Source organism: Saccharibacillus sacchari (assembly GCF_037722395.1).
Taxonomy (GTDB): domain Bacteria; phylum Bacillota; class Bacilli; order Paenibacillales; family Paenibacillaceae; genus Saccharibacillus; species Saccharibacillus sacchari_A.
This window is the reverse complement of sequence record NZ_JBBKAR010000033.1, coordinates 589,294-603,945: the sequence shown is the minus strand read 5'-3', so window position 1 is coordinate 603,945 and position 14,652 is coordinate 589,294. Positions and strand designations below refer to the sequence as shown.

Below are 14,652 nucleotides of genomic sequence, written 5' to 3'. Positions count from 1 at the left end.
CTATTATGGCCTATATTGAGAATGCGGGCAATGTTCAATCCAATCGGGCAGCGCGTTTCCCGACAACGAAAATGACAGGAGAGGTTGCCATTATGCCTACGAATAAAAGGCCATTGACGGGTAAAGTTGCTTTGGTCGCAGGTGCGACAAGAGGAGCGGGACGAGGCATCGCGCTTGAGCTGGGAGCGCTCGGCGCCCATGTTTACGTCACCGGACGCACAACAAGGCAACAAGCATCCGATATGAAAAGAAGCGAAACCATCGAAGATACGGCAGAAATGATCGAAGCACGCGGAGGAACCGCCACGGCGGTGCAGACGGATCATTCCGATCCCGGACAGGTGAAAAGATTGGCGGAACGTATCCAAAACGAACAAGGCGGTCTGGATATTTTGGTCAATGATATCTGGGGCGGCGACGATCTGACCAACTGGGAGCATAAGCTGTGGGAGCATTCGCTGGAAGACGGTCTGCTGATTCAGCGGCGCGCCGTGCATACGCATCTGATCACGTCGCATTATCTGCTCCCGCTCATGCTGGAACGACCCGGAGGTCTGGTGCTGGAAATTACGGACGGCGTGGACGACCGATTCCGCGGCAATGTCTACTACAGTCTGGCTAAAGTATCCGTGATTCATTTAGCTAAAGCGATGGCCGAGGAACTTCGTCCGTATCGGATCGCCGCTATTGCGTTAACGCCAGGATTTTTACGTTCCGAGGCGATGCTGGAGCTATTCGGCGTAACGGAAGAAAATTGGCGGGATGGGGCAAAAGTAGAGCCGCATTTTATCGCCTCGGAGACGCCCGCTTTCGTAGGCCAAGCCGCCGCACAACTCGCCGCCGATCCCGAAGTCATGACATTCACGGGACAAGCCTTGAGTTCGTGGGGACTGTCGGATCGATACGGGTTCACAGACGCGGACGGCGGTCGTCCTCATTGGGGACGCTACGCGGAGGAAAACGGACTTTAATTTTCTTTTTGAGGCTTGCTCGGTCGGCTGCGGGGGAGGTCGTTTCGGTCGCGTGTTGACTTTGAGAAATTGGATTATATTTGATATGGGATTTCTCAAAGTCAAAGGCGAACGCTTCGCTCCTACACGACCTCCCCCTCCGCCTCCCTTGGGCCTCAGGGAAAATAAAGGCTTGGGGATGGAAAGTGGGGGAATATTGTTTGAGAATTAATTGTAATTAATAGCTTAATTACTTTTTAAATAAACACGCTAACTTTTAGTATTTCTTTTACAATGATTATAATAAAAAAAGCTGCGGCATCATGCCCGCAGCTTCAATCTTTTAATAACAAACGTAGCTGGAAGCGGGAAGACGGAGAGAGAAATTCAGTTCAAAACGCCTTTGAACTCGGAAAATTCCTTATAAAACTTCCAATCGACTTTTCCGAGCGAGACAGCGTTTTGTGGAGCATTTCGAAGAAATGCACTTCGGAAGCATACGCTTATAATTTCTCTCGAAGTCTTCTCGCTTCCCTCCCCCTCAATCGCCAAAAGCCAATGTTCTGACTTCAGCCGTCATGGCGTTGGTGTCCAGGCCGCCGTGGTTGCTAAGGAGGATAATGACCGTGCCGTCGTTCAGTCCCCGGCGGATGCCGGTGGTGTAGCCGTCTCCTCCGCCGCTGTGGAAAGCGACGCGATTGGCGCCTTCGCCGTCGACATGCCAGCCAAAGCCGTAGTTTTTGTACGGGCTTACGGTGTACATACGCTCCATCGTTTCCTCGGATAATACTTTTCCCGCGCTCAAAGCTTGGGACCAAATCAGCATATCGTCAAGCGTAGAATATAAGCTGCCCGTGCCGGAAGGGGAAAAATAGTAGTAGTCTACGCTCCTCCATGCGACCGCTTGCCAATCATATTCGTAGCCGGTCGGGATTTTGGTCTGTCTTGTAGCGGTGCCGCTGTGCTTCATGCCGAGTGGGTCCAGAATTTGAGTTTGTACAAAGTCCGCGTATTTCATGCCGGAAGTCTCTTCGATGATGTAAGCCAGCAGGACGAATCCGCTGTTGCTGTACATATAGTCGGTGCCCGGCGCGAATTTGAGCGAGCTTTTTTTGATTTCTTCTACAGTTTCCGACAACGGGATTCCTTCTTCGCGTTTAAAATTCAGCGCGATACCGGAAGTATGCGACAGCAACATCGCCAACGTGATTTCGTCGCCGCGAGGATAATCGGGAATATGCTGGGCAAGCGTATCGTCAATGCTCAGTTTTCCCTCTTCGGCCAGCTTCAGGATCGAAGCGGCAGTGAAAGCTTTGGTCAGGGAACCGAGACGCATTTGGTCGGTTGGACGAATCAAGGTCGAAGCCGAAGACAACCCGTACGATTTACGCATCAGCACTTCGCCGTCTTTGGCAATCAATACGCTGCCGGAGTAATTTTCGTCTTTGAGATAATCGTTGACCGCCGAGAGTTTGGTAGTAAAAGTCGTTTCGCGATCTGTTTTGAGCGAGAGATTCAATACACCGCCGCTGGTCGCCGGATTCACCGTTGCATGTAGGGGTTCGGTCAGTCCGCGCAGCGGCACGGTCAGCACCCCGTTTACATAACGTGTTGTGCCCGGCATTTGCAGCTCATAGCCGTTGACGGATACGGTGGTGGAATCCGGTCGGTAAAGCAGCTCGTCCCCGTTCAACGTGACGATTGCCGCGCGCTGCGCTTTATCCCATTTCACCTTCGCCCCCAGCGAGACGGCTCCTTCCCGCACGGGTACATAGGTCAACGAACGATACGTATAGACACTGCTCCCCCATTGCGCGGGCTGACCGTCGATCTCGGCAACGATCGAAGAGATCCCGGCAGACGCCGCTGCAAGAGAAATACTTGTATTTGTTGATGAAGTTTCCTGTGCGTAAGCGGGCAATGCGCTCGTAGCCACTGCAAATGCCAGTCCCGCGCTAAATGCGAGTTTACTCCAGGCAGAGCCTTTCTTTCCGTGTAGCTTCATGTTTGTAAATCCTCCTGTCATCCTTATCGTGCGGTTCTGCACCTTATTCTTTGCTGTCTGCCTACTTATTATGTATACCGAATCTCAGCCTATTAGTTGTGTGCCTATCATACTTCGGCTAGCTGATAATTGGATTTAATATAACTATACTTTATATAGTTAGTATTATTTTGATTATTATTTACGATTATGATATGCTTATAAAGCGAAATGGAGCGTGAGTACGCCTATGTTTGATCACCGACGTACCGTTTGACTTGAACATTATTATTAATATGAGCTTCATTTGCGAAATGAGGCTTTGAAAGGGGAACATAGATATGCTTAAGCTCGGCATTCTCGATCAATCGACGATAACAGAAGGAAGCGGCCCTAGAGAGGCGCTTCAGACGACTACGCGCTTGGCTATTGAGGCGGACCGTTTGGGTTACAGCCGTTTTTGGGTCTCGGAGCACCATAGCTCGAAAGCACTGGCCCATTCCAGCCCCGAGGTGCTAATTGCGCATTTGGCCGCCAACACTTCCCGTATCCGGCTCGGCTCCGGCGGTATCATGCTACCTCACTACAGCGCTTATAAAGTGGCGGAAAACTTCCGTCTGCTCGAAGCGCTGTATCCCGGACGGATCGATCTCGGCGTAGGACGCGCTCCGGGCGGACGCCCGCTTTCGACAAGAGCGTTGCAGGAAGGCCATTATAACAACGTAGATCCTTATCCGCAGCAAATCGTGGATCTGATCGCTTACCTGAACGACGCCGTACCGGCGGATCACCGGTTTGCAGGTTTGAGCGTATCGCCTTCGGTCGACACGGTGCCGGAGCTATGGTTGCTCGGATCAAGCGGCGGCACGGCACGTCTGGCTGCGCAAACCGGAGCCTCCTACGCATTCGCGCAATTTTTCGGGACGCCAGGCGGGTCGGACGCGACAGCCTTTTACCATGACAACTTCGAGCCTTCGTTAATGTCGCCAAACTCCAAGTCGCTGGCGGCGATCACGGTGGTCTGCGCGGATACGCAAGAAGAAGCGGAACAGCTCGCTTCCAGTTCCGATCTGTTCTTCCTCGCGATGTACAAAGGCATGGAGCTTCCTTACTTGCCATCCGTGAAAACGGCGACCGAATATCCGTATACGCCTTATGATCGGGAGCAAATCGCGGCAACCCGTGCCTACCGTGTAGTCGGTACACCTCAGCAAGTCAAAGCCCGTCTGCTTGAACTGGCGGAAGAATACAAGACCGATGAGCTGATGATCGTCTCGTCGATTCATGATCTTGATGCGCGCTTGAAGTCCATTCGGTTGGTGGCCGAAGCATTCGGTCTGGGCAACGAACAATCGGAATCGGCGGAAGAAGTTCAAGCGTAATCGAAGTTATGAGGATCCAAAGACTGTGCGGTATGGCCGCGCAGTCTTTTTTGTTTCTCTTTTTCCGAAATTCATCGCTATCATCCCATAACTCTCCTCCCCCGGCAAGCGCCATGATAGTTACGACTTCCCAACGAGCAAAAAGCCGTTATCAAAATCCCAAAGGAATTTCAATAACGACTACCTACAAAAAGTCCAACGTAACTGGAAGCGAGAAGACGGAGGGAAAAATTCAGTGAAATACGCCTTTGAACTTGGAAAACAACCATCTAAAATTTCAATCCCGTTTTCCAAGTGAGACAGCGTCTTGTGAAGCATTTCGAAGAAATGCACTTCGGAAGCCTATGCTGGTAATTTTTCTCGGAGTCTTGTCGCTTCCCACGCACACATGACTTTACAAACCCATCTATTCCCGCGTCAACTGCGAAGATCCCGCGATCCCCGGCTTCGTCATCTCGAACGGATTCAAAATGATATCCAGTTCTTCTTCGCTAAGCACGTTGTGCATCAGGCATAGATCGCGCACGGAACGGCCGGTCGTCATCGCTTCGCGGGCGATACGGGCGCAAATTTCATAGCCCAGGTACGGGCTAAGCGCCGTGATCACGCCAACGCTGCGCTCGACGTACTCGGCGCAGTTTGCTTCATTGGCTTCGATGCCGTCGATGCAGTGCGTGCGGAACACGGTCAACGCCTGGTTCATGATGCTGATCGACTGAAGCAGATTGAACACCAGCACCGGCTCCATCACGTTCAGTTCGAGCTGTCCGGCTTCGGAAGCCAGCGAGATCGTATGATCGTTGCCGATCACCTGGAACGCCGTTTGGTTGACCACTTCGCACATCACCGGATTGACTTTGCCCGGCATGATCGACGATCCCGGTTGACGCTCAGGCAGCTTCAGCTCGGCCAGTCCCGCGCGCGGGCCGGAAGCCAGCAGACGGATATCGTTGGCGACCTTCGACAGGTTGATCATGCAGATTTTCAGCGCGCCGGACAGTTCCGTGTAAGCATCCGTGTTTTGCGTCGCATCGACCAGATCTTCGGCGTGACGCAGCGGCATGCCGCTGATTTCAGCCAGCTTGACCACGACCGTATCCATATATTTCACGTCCGCGTTAAGACCCGTGCCGATTGCCGTAGCGCCCATGTTGATCTCATGCAGCAATTCTTTGGAGCGGCGTACCCGATGCAGGTCGCGGCCCAGCACGCGTGCATACGCGGCGAACTCCTGACCCAGACGGATCGGAACGGCATCCTGAAGATGCGTACGGCCCATTTTAATAATATGATCGAATTCGCGCGCTTTGTTCTCGAACGAACGCTGCAAGCGTTCCATCGTATCTTCAAGCATCTCGACAAGCGAGAGTGCCGCAATATGAATCGCAGTCGGGAACACGTCATTGGTGGACTGCGCCATATTGACGTGAACGTTCGGGTTCAGATGGAAATAGTCGCCTTTTGCTTTGCCCATCAGTTCAAGCGCGCGGTTGGCAATCACTTCGTTCGCGTTCATATTGATCGACGTGCCTGCGCCTCCTTGAATCGGATCAACGATGAATTGCGTGTCCCATACGCCATCCATCACTTCGCCTGCGGCTTCGACAATCGGTGCTCCCAGATGTCCCTGCAGTCTTCCTACTTCCATGTTCGCAAGAGCCGCTGCCTTTTTCACGATTCCGAGTGCGCGAACCATCGATTCATGGATCCGGTACCCGGTAATCGGGAAGTTTTCGATCGCTCTCATCGTTTGTACGCCGTAATAAGCGTCAGCTGGAACTTGTTTGGCTCCCAGGAAGTCTTTTTCTATCCGAAACTGCGGTTGCATCATATTCCGTCCTCTCAGCGCTGTCTGGGGTATGCCTGTATCCGCCTGGCATACCGCGAGCTGTGTATTTGGTGTGAATGTAAAAGGTTGAATCGTTCTTTTTCGTATATCGGCTTTTGGCCGACAAGGATTTAGTCCGCCTGCTCGGCCACGACGATCGTCGGCTCTGCCGATACTTCGACGTTCCCCTGAAGCGCACGCGTGATCATACAGGAGCTTTCGGCTTTGTGAGCCAGACGCTCCGCCTTCACTCGAACCTCTTCGTCTTGACCTGCGGCCAGTACGAGCAGCGGCCGATGCGTAATCGATTTGTACGTAAAAATGTTATTCGTGACGTCCACGATCCCGTCCGACTCAAGGGTCAGGCTTTGCACGGCGATCGAAGAACGTTCCAGCATCGCGGCAAGCGTAATGATGTAACAAGTGGACGCCGCTCCGAGCAGCATCTCATCCGGATTCGTGCCGATTCCCGGCCCGCCCATCGGCTCAGGAATAGAGATTGCGGTCTTCAGCTCGCCACTCTCAATGGTGCCGGAGCTGTTACGCCCTCCGTCCCACTGCGCCGTGAGCCGAAATACATGGTTCATGCGATCGTCTCTCCCTTTTCGCTTAAAATTGTTTCTATTTCAGTATACGCCAAACCGTGCGCTTCCGCGACCGCCTTATACGTGACTCGTCCTCCGCAGGTATTAATGCCTTTGGCGATCGACGGATTGTCCAGCGCGGCCTGACGGAAGCCTTTGCGCGCGATCTGCAATCCATACGGGGTAGTGACCATGTTCAGCGCCAGCGTGGAGGTTCGCGCTACGGCTCCCGGCATGTTGGCTACGGCATAATGCAGCACGCCATGTTTCTCGTAAACAGGATTGTCATGCGTGGTGATTCGGTCGATCGTCTCGATAGAGCCGCCCTGATCGATCGCCACGTCCACAATGACCGAACCGGCCCCCATCGTTTTTACCATCTCTTCGGTTACGAGCTTGGGCGCGCGGGCTCCCGGAATCAGCACGGCTCCTACAAGCAGGTCGGCACGCTCTACCGCGGTCTCCAGATTGTGTTTGTCGGACATGAGCGTCTTCAAGCGTCCGCCGAACAGATCGTCCAGTTGCCGCAGCCGATCCGCGCTAATATCCAGCAGCGTCACGTCGGCCCCGAGCCCTATCGCCATTTTGGCCGCGTTGGTGCCGACGATGCCGCCGCCGACGATCGTCACTTTACCGGGTTCCACGCCCGGCACGCCGCCGAGCAATACCCCTTTGCCGCCGAACGGCTTTTCGAGGAAATGGGCTCCGATCTGGATCGACATGCGCCCGGCCACTTCGCTCATCGGCGTAAGCAGCGGCAGGCTGCCGTTGCTCAGTTGAATCGTCTCGTAAGCGATGCCCGTGACTCCTTTTTCCACCAATGCCCGGGTCAACGCGGCTTCGGGCGCAAGATGCAGATACGTGTACAAAATCAACCCGGCGCGGAAAAACGCGTATTCGGCTTCCAACGGTTCTTTGATTTTGACGACCATCTCGGCCGCCCAGGCTTCGGCAGCGCTGTCTACCACCGTCGCGCCTGCCGCTACGTAATCTTCGTCCGAAAATCCGATTCCGAGTCCCGCGCCGGATTCTACCCGAACCTGATGCCCTTCAGCGATATACGCTCTTGCGGATGCTGGCGTCATTCCGACGCGGTTCTCGTTGTTTTTGATTTCTTTCGGCACTCCGATCAACATGCTTATCCCCGCCTTCTGGTCCCCGAAAGACGATGTTCGCCCGGCCGGGACAGTTTGGTTAAAGTTCCCAATTCCATTTTAACATGGGGATCAAAAAAAGAAATCGGCCTTTTTCTTGCGTTTTTTTGTTTGAAAAAGCTTTCACGTCTTGCTATGTATACGCTTCGCGGATTAGAATGGGAGAAATACGCTTTTTAATCCTGTTCCGAAACAACGCGGTGAAGCGGAATGAGTATTGACGCTCTTCTGCATTGACGTCAGCGAAGGAACAAGGTAACAGCTCAAAGGAGACTATGCAGACATGAATGAAACATTGGAACAGCTGCGGGCCAGCGTCGACGGAATCGACTCCCAGCTACTGGAACTGCTCAGCAAACGCGCCGAATTGGTGCACCAAATCGGACAAGTTAAAGAAAACCAGGGCGTACCCAAGTTTGAGCCGGAACGCGAAAAAGAAATCCTTGACCGCGTAACGGGCCTTAACAAAGGACCTTTCTCGGACAGCACGCTGAAGCATCTGTTCAAAGAAATCTTCAAAGCGTCGCTGAACATTCAGCAAGAAGACCACAAGCGCCAACTGCTGGTTAGCCGTAAAAAGCGTCCGGAAGACACGATCGTTAAATTCAATGGTGTCGAAGTCGGCGGACCAAGCCCGATCCTCGTCGCGGGCCCTTGCTCGATCGAGTCGCGCGACCAACTGCGTACCGTTGCCAAAGCGCTCAAAGAGTCGGGTATCAAGGTTATGCGCGGCGGCGCGTTCAAACCAAGAACGTCCCCTTACGACTTCCAGGGTCTGGGTCTGGACGGCTTGAAATTGCTGAAAGAAGTGGCGGACGAGTTCGGTCTGGCAACCATCAGCGAAATCGTACACCCTTCGCATATCGAGATCGCTGCCGATTACATCGACGTGATCCAGATCGGTGCGCGTAACATGCACAACTTCGAGCTGCTGAAAGAAGTCGGCGGCGCGAAAATCCCGGTTCTGCTCAAGCGCGGTCTGTCCGCAACGCTGGATGAGTTCATCCACGCGGCTGAGTACATCATGGTTAGCGGCAACGAGCAAATCATGCTGATCGAACGCGGGATCCGCACGTACGAGACAGCAACGCGCAACACGCTGGATATCTCGGCGGTTCCGCTGCTCAAACAAGAAACTCACTTGCCGGTCATGGTCGACGTGACGCACTCGACAGGACGCAAAGATATCATGCTTCCTTGTGCAAAAGCGGCTCTGGCAGCTGGCGCAGACGGCATCATGGTCGAAGTTCACCCTGATCCGCAAACGGCTTTGTCGGACGCTGCCCAACAGTTCGATATTCCGCAATTCGGCCAATTCTGGGACGGGTTGAAAAACTCCGGCCTGTTCGGACCTCGCTCGTAAACCCTTGAGAACGGGAAAGGCCTGGGGGAGGCGGCGGGAATTCGCTCAGTTCGCTGTCTCAATCGGGAAGCGGGATAGATTGTACAAAGAAAGCTTCCCGATTTCAAAGGCGAACTTCACGAACTCCCCTCTGCCGGGTAACTTGTCTCACTTAAATCATAGGTTTACGTTTGTCTGAAACGCACATGGTTTAGGTGCGATTCAAACAAACGTAACCTTACATCAGCTTGACGCAAGTTACTCCTACGGCCTTTCCTTTGCCGGCTTTTCAAGCGGCATTTTATGAATAAAAAGAAAAAGAAGCACTGCGTATATTTCGCAGAGCTTCTTTTTACGTCGAGAAAGTCTAACGTAGCTGGAAGACAGAAGGCGGAGAGAGAAATTCAGGTCAAGACGCCTTTGAACTCGGAAAATTCCTTATTTAAATCCAATCCATTTTCCGAGTGAGACAGCGAATTGTGAAGCATTTCGAAGAAATGCACTTCGGAAGCATATGCTTATAATTTCTCTCGCAGCCTTCTGTCTTCCCTCGCTTACGTGACTTTTTCGACAGAGCGAAGCAACTCTATGCAATATCGCAGAGCTGCTTTTTCGCGTACAAACTTAATTTAATAAAGCAGCCTGGCGTTTGAAGTGGTCTTCGACGACCAGGCATACCATGCTTTCGACGACGGGAATGATTCTCGGGCAGATGCACGGGTCATGTCGGCCGACCGTGGAGATTTCCGTTTCCGTTCCGTCTACCGTCAGCGTCTGTTGTGGCTTGGAGATCGACGAAGTCGGCTTCACGACGACCCGGAACACAATGTCCGCGCCGTTGCTAATACCGCCGATAATGCCGCCGCTGTTGTTCGTCAAAAAGCCGTCGCTGTTCATCTGGTCATTATGCTCGCTGCCCAACATTTTCGCCGCCGCGAAACCCGCGCCGAACTCGATGCCTTTGATCGCTCCGATCGACAACATGGCTTTGGCCAAATCCGCGTCCAATTTATCGAAAGCGGGTTCTCCAAGCCCCGGAGCCACTCCCCGTACGACGCACTCCACGATGCCTCCGCAGCTATCGCCTTCGATCGCCAACGATTCGATGAGCTTCACCATTTTCTCCGCCGCTTCCGGATCGCAGGCTCTGACCGGATTTTGTTCGATAAAGGATTCAACAAACCGCTCGCATTGAATGCCACCGATCTCGGACGTGTACGCGAGCACGCTGACGCCTCTTTTTTCAAGCAGTTTCCGGGCTACCGCTCCTGCCGCGACCCGCGCAGCCGTTTCTCTGCCGGAAGCCCGTCCGCTACCCCGGTGATCCCGGATTCCGTATTTTTTGTGATACGTAAAATCGGCATGACCGGGTCTGAACGAATCTTTGATATCGCTATAAGCGCTCGGCTGCATATCATGGTTGAACAAAATGATACAGATCGGCGTTCCGGTCGTTTTGCCTTCGAACACGCCTGACACGATTTTGATTTTATCGTATTCTTTGCGCGGCGACGTGACCGACGACTGACCCGGTTTTCTGCGGTCCATCTGAACTTGAATATAGGATTCTTCCAGTTCGACGCCCGGAGTCGCCCCGTCTATAATCACGCCTACCGCTTCACCGTGAGATTCTCCAAAAGTCGATATTTTCAATCGTTCTCCAAAAACGTTGCCTGGCATACAACCACATCCTTCTTCTCGTTATGCTGCTTGCAACCAGTATAACGCAGCGTATACTATTAATGAAATTGATAACATTGTTATCTGTCATAGAGAAGGATGATGCCATAGATGCAAGTCAACTTGGAGTTCTACAAAGTTTTTTTGAAAGCGGCCGAGACCGGGAGTTTGACCAAAGCGGCGGCCGAACTGCATATGACCCAACCTTCGGTCAGCTATGCCATCAGTCAACTGGAGAAAAGCACGAGCCTGATTTTATTCCAACGGCTGTCCAAAGGCGTCCGTCTCACGTCGGAAGGTCAACTGCTGTACGAATCGCTCTCCAAAGCTTTCCAGTACCTGGAGCTGGCCGAGCAACAAATCCATTCGCTGAAAGAACACAAAATCGGATCGATCCATATCGGTTCGACCGGAGGAATCATCAAAAACATGCTGATGCCCGGCCTGGATGAGTTTCGCCATCATTATCCCGGCATTCGGATCAAACTTTTGCAAGCCCAAACAAACGAGATTATTGCCCATGTCGAACAAAATAAGTTGGATATCGGTTTTGTTTATCTGCCGATCAAAGCGCCGAATCTAAGCATGCGGCCTTTAAAATCAATGGAAAACGGCTTTGTGGTCGGGGAAAAGTTCAAACACTTGGCTGCGGCGCCTTTAACGATCGAGCAGCTTTTGGAAATCCCTTTGCTGCTGTTGTCATCCGGAAGCACCACCCGGATTTTTCTGGAACGATGGTTTGCCGATCACGGACACCAAATATCAGCCGATATCGAGTTGAACAGCATCGATCGGCTCGTCGATTTCGCGAAACGCGGTTACGGGGCGGCTTTTGTCAGTACCTCTTTTGTCGAGAAAGAATTGGAACGCGGCGAGTTATTCGTTGCGAATACCCGAGATCAGATCCCGGCTCAAGAACTCGGCATGATCACAAGAAAAAATAAAACGCCGCTGATCCACAGCTTTACCGAAATGTTATCGACGCTATTCCAATCGTCTTGACGTTGCGTTTAACTCTCGGCAAGTACGGATATGCTTCTCGCTACTCTTCCGCCGGATTGCCGACTTCGCCCATGAATACGATAGCGCCTGTCGTGCGATCGGTAATCGCGAAAAAGAACGGACGGTTGAGCTTAAGGTCGAACGGCTCTCGCGGAGCCGGCGCAGATGTCGTTTCGGCTCCGATAACGGTCACGGCAGCGGCTTCGGTGCCTTCTTCGTTCACTTCGATAAAGGTATCGTGCGTGACGAAACTGATGAAAATACTTCCGGGTTTGGCTCCGCCTGCAACGAGTCCGCCGAGTTCGGCTTTTTCGTCGTCGAAAGCATCGGTCATGCCGAGCGCGGACAGCGTCGCTTTCAGCGAAAATTTATCCTTGAGCTTGAAACGCGGGAGTTCGATGCTGCCTTCGTTGTCGGACAGATTCTGGCTCCATTCGTTGAATTTGGGCAACTGCTGCTGTTTGAAATCATCCAGCGAGCTATTTTCGTCAGGCAAAGCCAGAATCATGCCGAAGTTCTTCGTTTCACCGTACGGCAGGCGGACAGCTTCGAATCCGTCACCGTCCAGATAAGCGTATTCGCCGCTTTGGCGCATCGTTGGCACAGTGACTTCTCCACCAATTTCCGGATAGAACGGCAGATCTTCGGTTTGTCCCTTTTCGAACGGCTCACTCCAATCGCCTTTGAAATACATCGCATTCATTAACAGCAAAACAAGATCCGGGCTAAGTGGCGGATCGATAACTTTGGGAATCTTTCCAGCGGTGTTATCGGACGCCCACTTATTGAGAATATCAGCGGCTTGTTCGGACGAAAAGTCTATCGCTTGAACTTGCGCGCCATAGCTTTTTTCCATCTGCTCCACATAATCCTTATCCATTTCAAAACCCTGACTGCTCCACAGCGAATTGGCGATATCCATCTTCACGGCAGGATCGGAACCCCGCAGCAAATCCCGCAGGATCATTTGACTATCGGCCAGCACTTCGGGGGACATGCCGTTCAGATGCAGCATAGCGTCCATTTGTCGCTCCGTCTCGCCTTCGGCTCCGCCTTTTAACATGGATAGCGCGATGCCGATTCCTGCGGGAGAGATCATGCGGTTGGGTCCCGGATCGGCTTCGCCGGGCTCTTCCTCCAGCTTGGCGTATAGATCCAAAGCAAACCGGTTCGTCGCCGCGGCAAGCTCCGGATTCGCGTCTTCTGCCGTATAAGCGGAAGTATAATGCGATTCGGTCTTGGATGTTCCGTTCGAACATCCGGTTACCGCAACGACAGCCAATAACGAACATAACGGCAGTATTTTAAAAAAAGCTCCTGTGCTAAACATTCCCGTTTTACGTTGACTCCAGCCTTTGTTCCGTCCATCTTTTCGATTGCTTGGGTTTGCCTTACGCATCTTCGATAGACCCCCTTTTTGTCGGTCGAGCGCGTTTTTTAAAAATCAGGATTCCAATGGATTGCCGACTTCGCCCATGAATACAATCAAGCCCGTTGTTCGATCCGTAATGGCGAAGAAGAAAGGACGATTCAGCTTCAACTCGAACGGTTCATTTGAAGGCGCGGCCGAACCTGCGGCGAAGGCGGTTGTCACAGCGGCCGCTTCCGTTCCTTTCTCGTTGACGTCGATGAATGTGTTTTGTTTGATCTTGCTCAAGCTTGGGCCACGGGCATCTGCATCTTGTCCCTCCAACAATCCTTTCAATTCAGCCCGGTTGGAGTCAAACAGGGACGGCATTCCGAGCGCGATCAACGTCTGATTGAGCTTCAGATCATCTTCCAACTTGAACCGAGGAAGTTCGATGCTGCCTGGCTGCTGCTCCATTGCAAGGCTCCATGTCTCGAAATTGGGCAGGTCGCTCTCTACGAATGCTTTTACCGAAGATCCTTCATCCGGCAAAGCCAGAATCATACCGAAGTTCTCCGATTCTCCGTAAGGCAGACGAATCGCTTGAAACCCTTCACTGTCGACATACTCGTACCGCCCGCTTTGAAGCATGGTCGGGACCTCAAGCGTCTGACTGTCTTCCGTTGTAAAAGTCCGCTCTTCCGTCAAACTTTTCTCAAACGGCTTGCTCCATTCTCCTTTAAAATACATCGCGTTCGTTAACAGTAAGACGGTATCGGGTCCAGGCGGCGTATCGATCACATTCTCGATCGTGCCATGCGTATGATCCGATGCCCACTCATTGATGATTTTTACCGATTGCTGCGAAGTGAAGTCCAGCGCCTGGATTCGAGCCTCGTAGTTCGATTTCATCTTTTTTACATAATCGCGCTTCAACGCTATTCCGTCCTGACTCCACAGCGAATTGGCGATCTCCATACGCACGGACGGGTCAGAGCCTCGCAGCAGATCACTTGCAACCTTTTGTGCCTGATCGAGGGCTTCTGACGTCATTCCGTTCATATGCAGTACCTTACCCAGCTCCTGCGCCGACTTCCCTTCCGCTCCGCCCTTGAGCATGGATAGCGCGATCGCAAGACCGGCAGGCGATACCATCCGGTTTGGGCCTATACTCTCCGCATCGGCATGTGTGTCCAGAGCGGTATAGAACTCCAAAGCAAAGTCATTCATAGAAGCGGACAGCTCAGGATTATGATCTTCTGCCGTATACGTAGACGTATAATTCGACGCCGATCCTATCGCCGCACAACCTGCCGTTAATGCAAACACAGCACTCAAAGCCAGCATTCGAGCAGCGTGTTTTCGAACGTTCATTTGCGACTTCCCCCTTTTGCCGAC

Annotated in this window: 11 protein-coding genes; 4 read left to right on the top strand and 7 right to left on the bottom strand. The window is 52.5% G+C overall.

Translation table 11 applies throughout. The features are described from left to right. The first annotated feature begins 92 nt into the window (after positions 1–92). Positions 93–971: an SDR family oxidoreductase gene (locus tag WKI47_RS11485; RefSeq protein ID WP_340227262.1), complete on the top strand. Its 879-nt coding sequence runs from the start codon at positions 93–95 to the stop codon at positions 969–971. Positions 972–1,491: 520 nt separating this feature from the next. On the opposite strand, the gene WKI47_RS11480 is transcribed toward WKI47_RS11485, so the two are convergent. After that, entirely contained in the window at positions 1,492–2,955 is a 1,464-nt protein-coding gene (locus WKI47_RS11480) for a serine hydrolase (RefSeq protein WP_340227261.1), read from the bottom strand. Between the two features lie 320 nt (positions 2,956–3,275). On the opposite strand from WKI47_RS11480, the gene WKI47_RS11475 reads away from it, so the two are divergent. Further along, a complete protein-coding gene (locus WKI47_RS11475) occupies positions 3,276–4,316 on the top strand; it encodes an LLM class flavin-dependent oxidoreductase (protein ID WP_340227260.1) in 1,041 nt (346 codons plus the stop codon). Between the two features lie 406 nt (positions 4,317–4,722). On the opposite strand, the gene aspA is transcribed toward WKI47_RS11475, so the two are convergent. From aspA to ald, 3 genes are all read right to left on the bottom strand, one after another. After that, positions 4,723–6,147, bottom strand: coding sequence for an aspartate ammonia-lyase (gene aspA / locus WKI47_RS11470; protein WP_340227259.1), 1,425 nt, complete (start codon positions 6,145–6,147; stop codon positions 4,723–4,725). Positions 6,148–6,275: 128 nt separating this feature from the next. Then, a complete protein-coding gene (locus WKI47_RS11465; protein WP_340227258.1) occupies positions 6,276–6,731 on the bottom strand; it encodes an OsmC family protein in 456 nt (151 codons plus the stop codon). Further along, positions 6,728–7,864: an alanine dehydrogenase gene (gene ald / locus WKI47_RS11460; RefSeq protein WP_340227257.1), complete on the bottom strand. Its 1,137-nt coding sequence runs from the start codon at positions 7,862–7,864 to the stop codon at positions 6,728–6,730. Before ald ends, WKI47_RS11465 begins: the two co-directional genes overlap by 4 nt. Positions 7,865–8,165: 301 nt before the next feature. Here ald and WKI47_RS11455 point away from each other — a divergent pair, with 301 nt between their 5' ends. Further along, positions 8,166–9,245, top strand: a complete 1,080-nt coding sequence (locus WKI47_RS11455) for a bifunctional 3-deoxy-7-phosphoheptulonate synthase/chorismate mutase (RefSeq protein WP_340227256.1) — start codon at positions 8,166–8,168, stop codon at positions 9,243–9,245. A gap of 603 nt (positions 9,246–9,848) precedes the next feature. Here WKI47_RS11455 and aroC read toward each other — a convergent pair. Continuing rightward, the gene (gene aroC, locus WKI47_RS11450) at positions 9,849–10,904 is read right to left on the bottom strand and encodes a chorismate synthase (protein ID WP_340227255.1); all 1,056 of its coding nucleotides are present in this window, start codon (positions 10,902–10,904) and stop codon (positions 9,849–9,851) included. A 111-nt stretch (positions 10,905–11,015) separates the two neighbouring features. On the opposite strand from aroC, the gene WKI47_RS11445 reads away from it, so the two are divergent. Then, the gene (locus WKI47_RS11445; RefSeq protein WP_340227254.1) at positions 11,016–11,906 is read left to right on the top strand and encodes a LysR family transcriptional regulator; all 891 of its coding nucleotides are present in this window, start codon (positions 11,016–11,018) and stop codon (positions 11,904–11,906) included. 40 nt (positions 11,907–11,946) lie between these two features. On the opposite strand, the gene WKI47_RS11440 is transcribed toward WKI47_RS11445, so the two are convergent. Then, positions 11,947–13,305, bottom strand: a complete 1,359-nt coding sequence (locus WKI47_RS11440) for a serpin family protein (protein WP_340227253.1) — start codon at positions 13,303–13,305, stop codon at positions 11,947–11,949. Between the two features lie 45 nt (positions 13,306–13,350). After that, positions 13,351–14,628 (bottom strand): serpin family protein, encoded by a 1,278-nt coding sequence (locus WKI47_RS11435; RefSeq protein WP_340227252.1) that lies wholly within the window; start codon positions 14,626–14,628, stop codon positions 13,351–13,353. Between the last annotated feature and the right edge of the window lie 24 nt (positions 14,629–14,652).

What these genes read in the sequence shown, in the direction of transcription:
- WKI47_RS11435 (WP_340227252.1), bottom strand. Translation starts at nt 14,628, where the DNA reads ATGAACGTTCGAAAACACGCTGCTCGAATGCTGGCTTTGAGTGCTGTG.
- WKI47_RS11445 (WP_340227254.1), top strand. Translation starts at nt 11,016, where the DNA reads ATGCAAGTCAACTTGGAGTTCTACAAAGTTTTTTTGAAAGCGGCCGAG.
- WKI47_RS11465 (WP_340227258.1), bottom strand. Translation starts at nt 6,731, where the DNA reads ATGAACCATGTATTTCGGCTCACGGCGCAGTGGGACGGAGGGCGTAAC.
- WKI47_RS11485 (WP_340227262.1), top strand. Translation starts at nt 93, where the DNA reads ATGCCTACGAATAAAAGGCCATTGACGGGTAAAGTTGCTTTGGTCGCA.
- WKI47_RS11480 (WP_340227261.1), bottom strand. Translation starts at nt 2,955, where the DNA reads ATGAAGCTACACGGAAAGAAAGGCTCTGCCTGGAGTAAACTCGCATTT.
- WKI47_RS11455 (WP_340227256.1), top strand. Translation starts at nt 8,166, where the DNA reads ATGAATGAAACATTGGAACAGCTGCGGGCCAGCGTCGACGGAATCGAC.
- aroC (WP_340227255.1), bottom strand. Translation starts at nt 10,904, where the DNA reads ATGCCAGGCAACGTTTTTGGAGAACGATTGAAAATATCGACTTTTGGA.
- WKI47_RS11475 (WP_340227260.1), top strand. Translation starts at nt 3,276, where the DNA reads ATGCTTAAGCTCGGCATTCTCGATCAATCGACGATAACAGAAGGAAGC.
- WKI47_RS11440 (WP_340227253.1), bottom strand. Translation starts at nt 13,305, where the DNA reads ATGCGTAAGGCAAACCCAAGCAATCGAAAAGATGGACGGAACAAAGGC.
- aspA (WP_340227259.1), bottom strand. Translation starts at nt 6,147, where the DNA reads ATGATGCAACCGCAGTTTCGGATAGAAAAAGACTTCCTGGGAGCCAAA.
- ald (WP_340227257.1), bottom strand. Translation starts at nt 7,864, where the DNA reads ATGTTGATCGGAGTGCCGAAAGAAATCAAAAACAACGAGAACCGCGTC.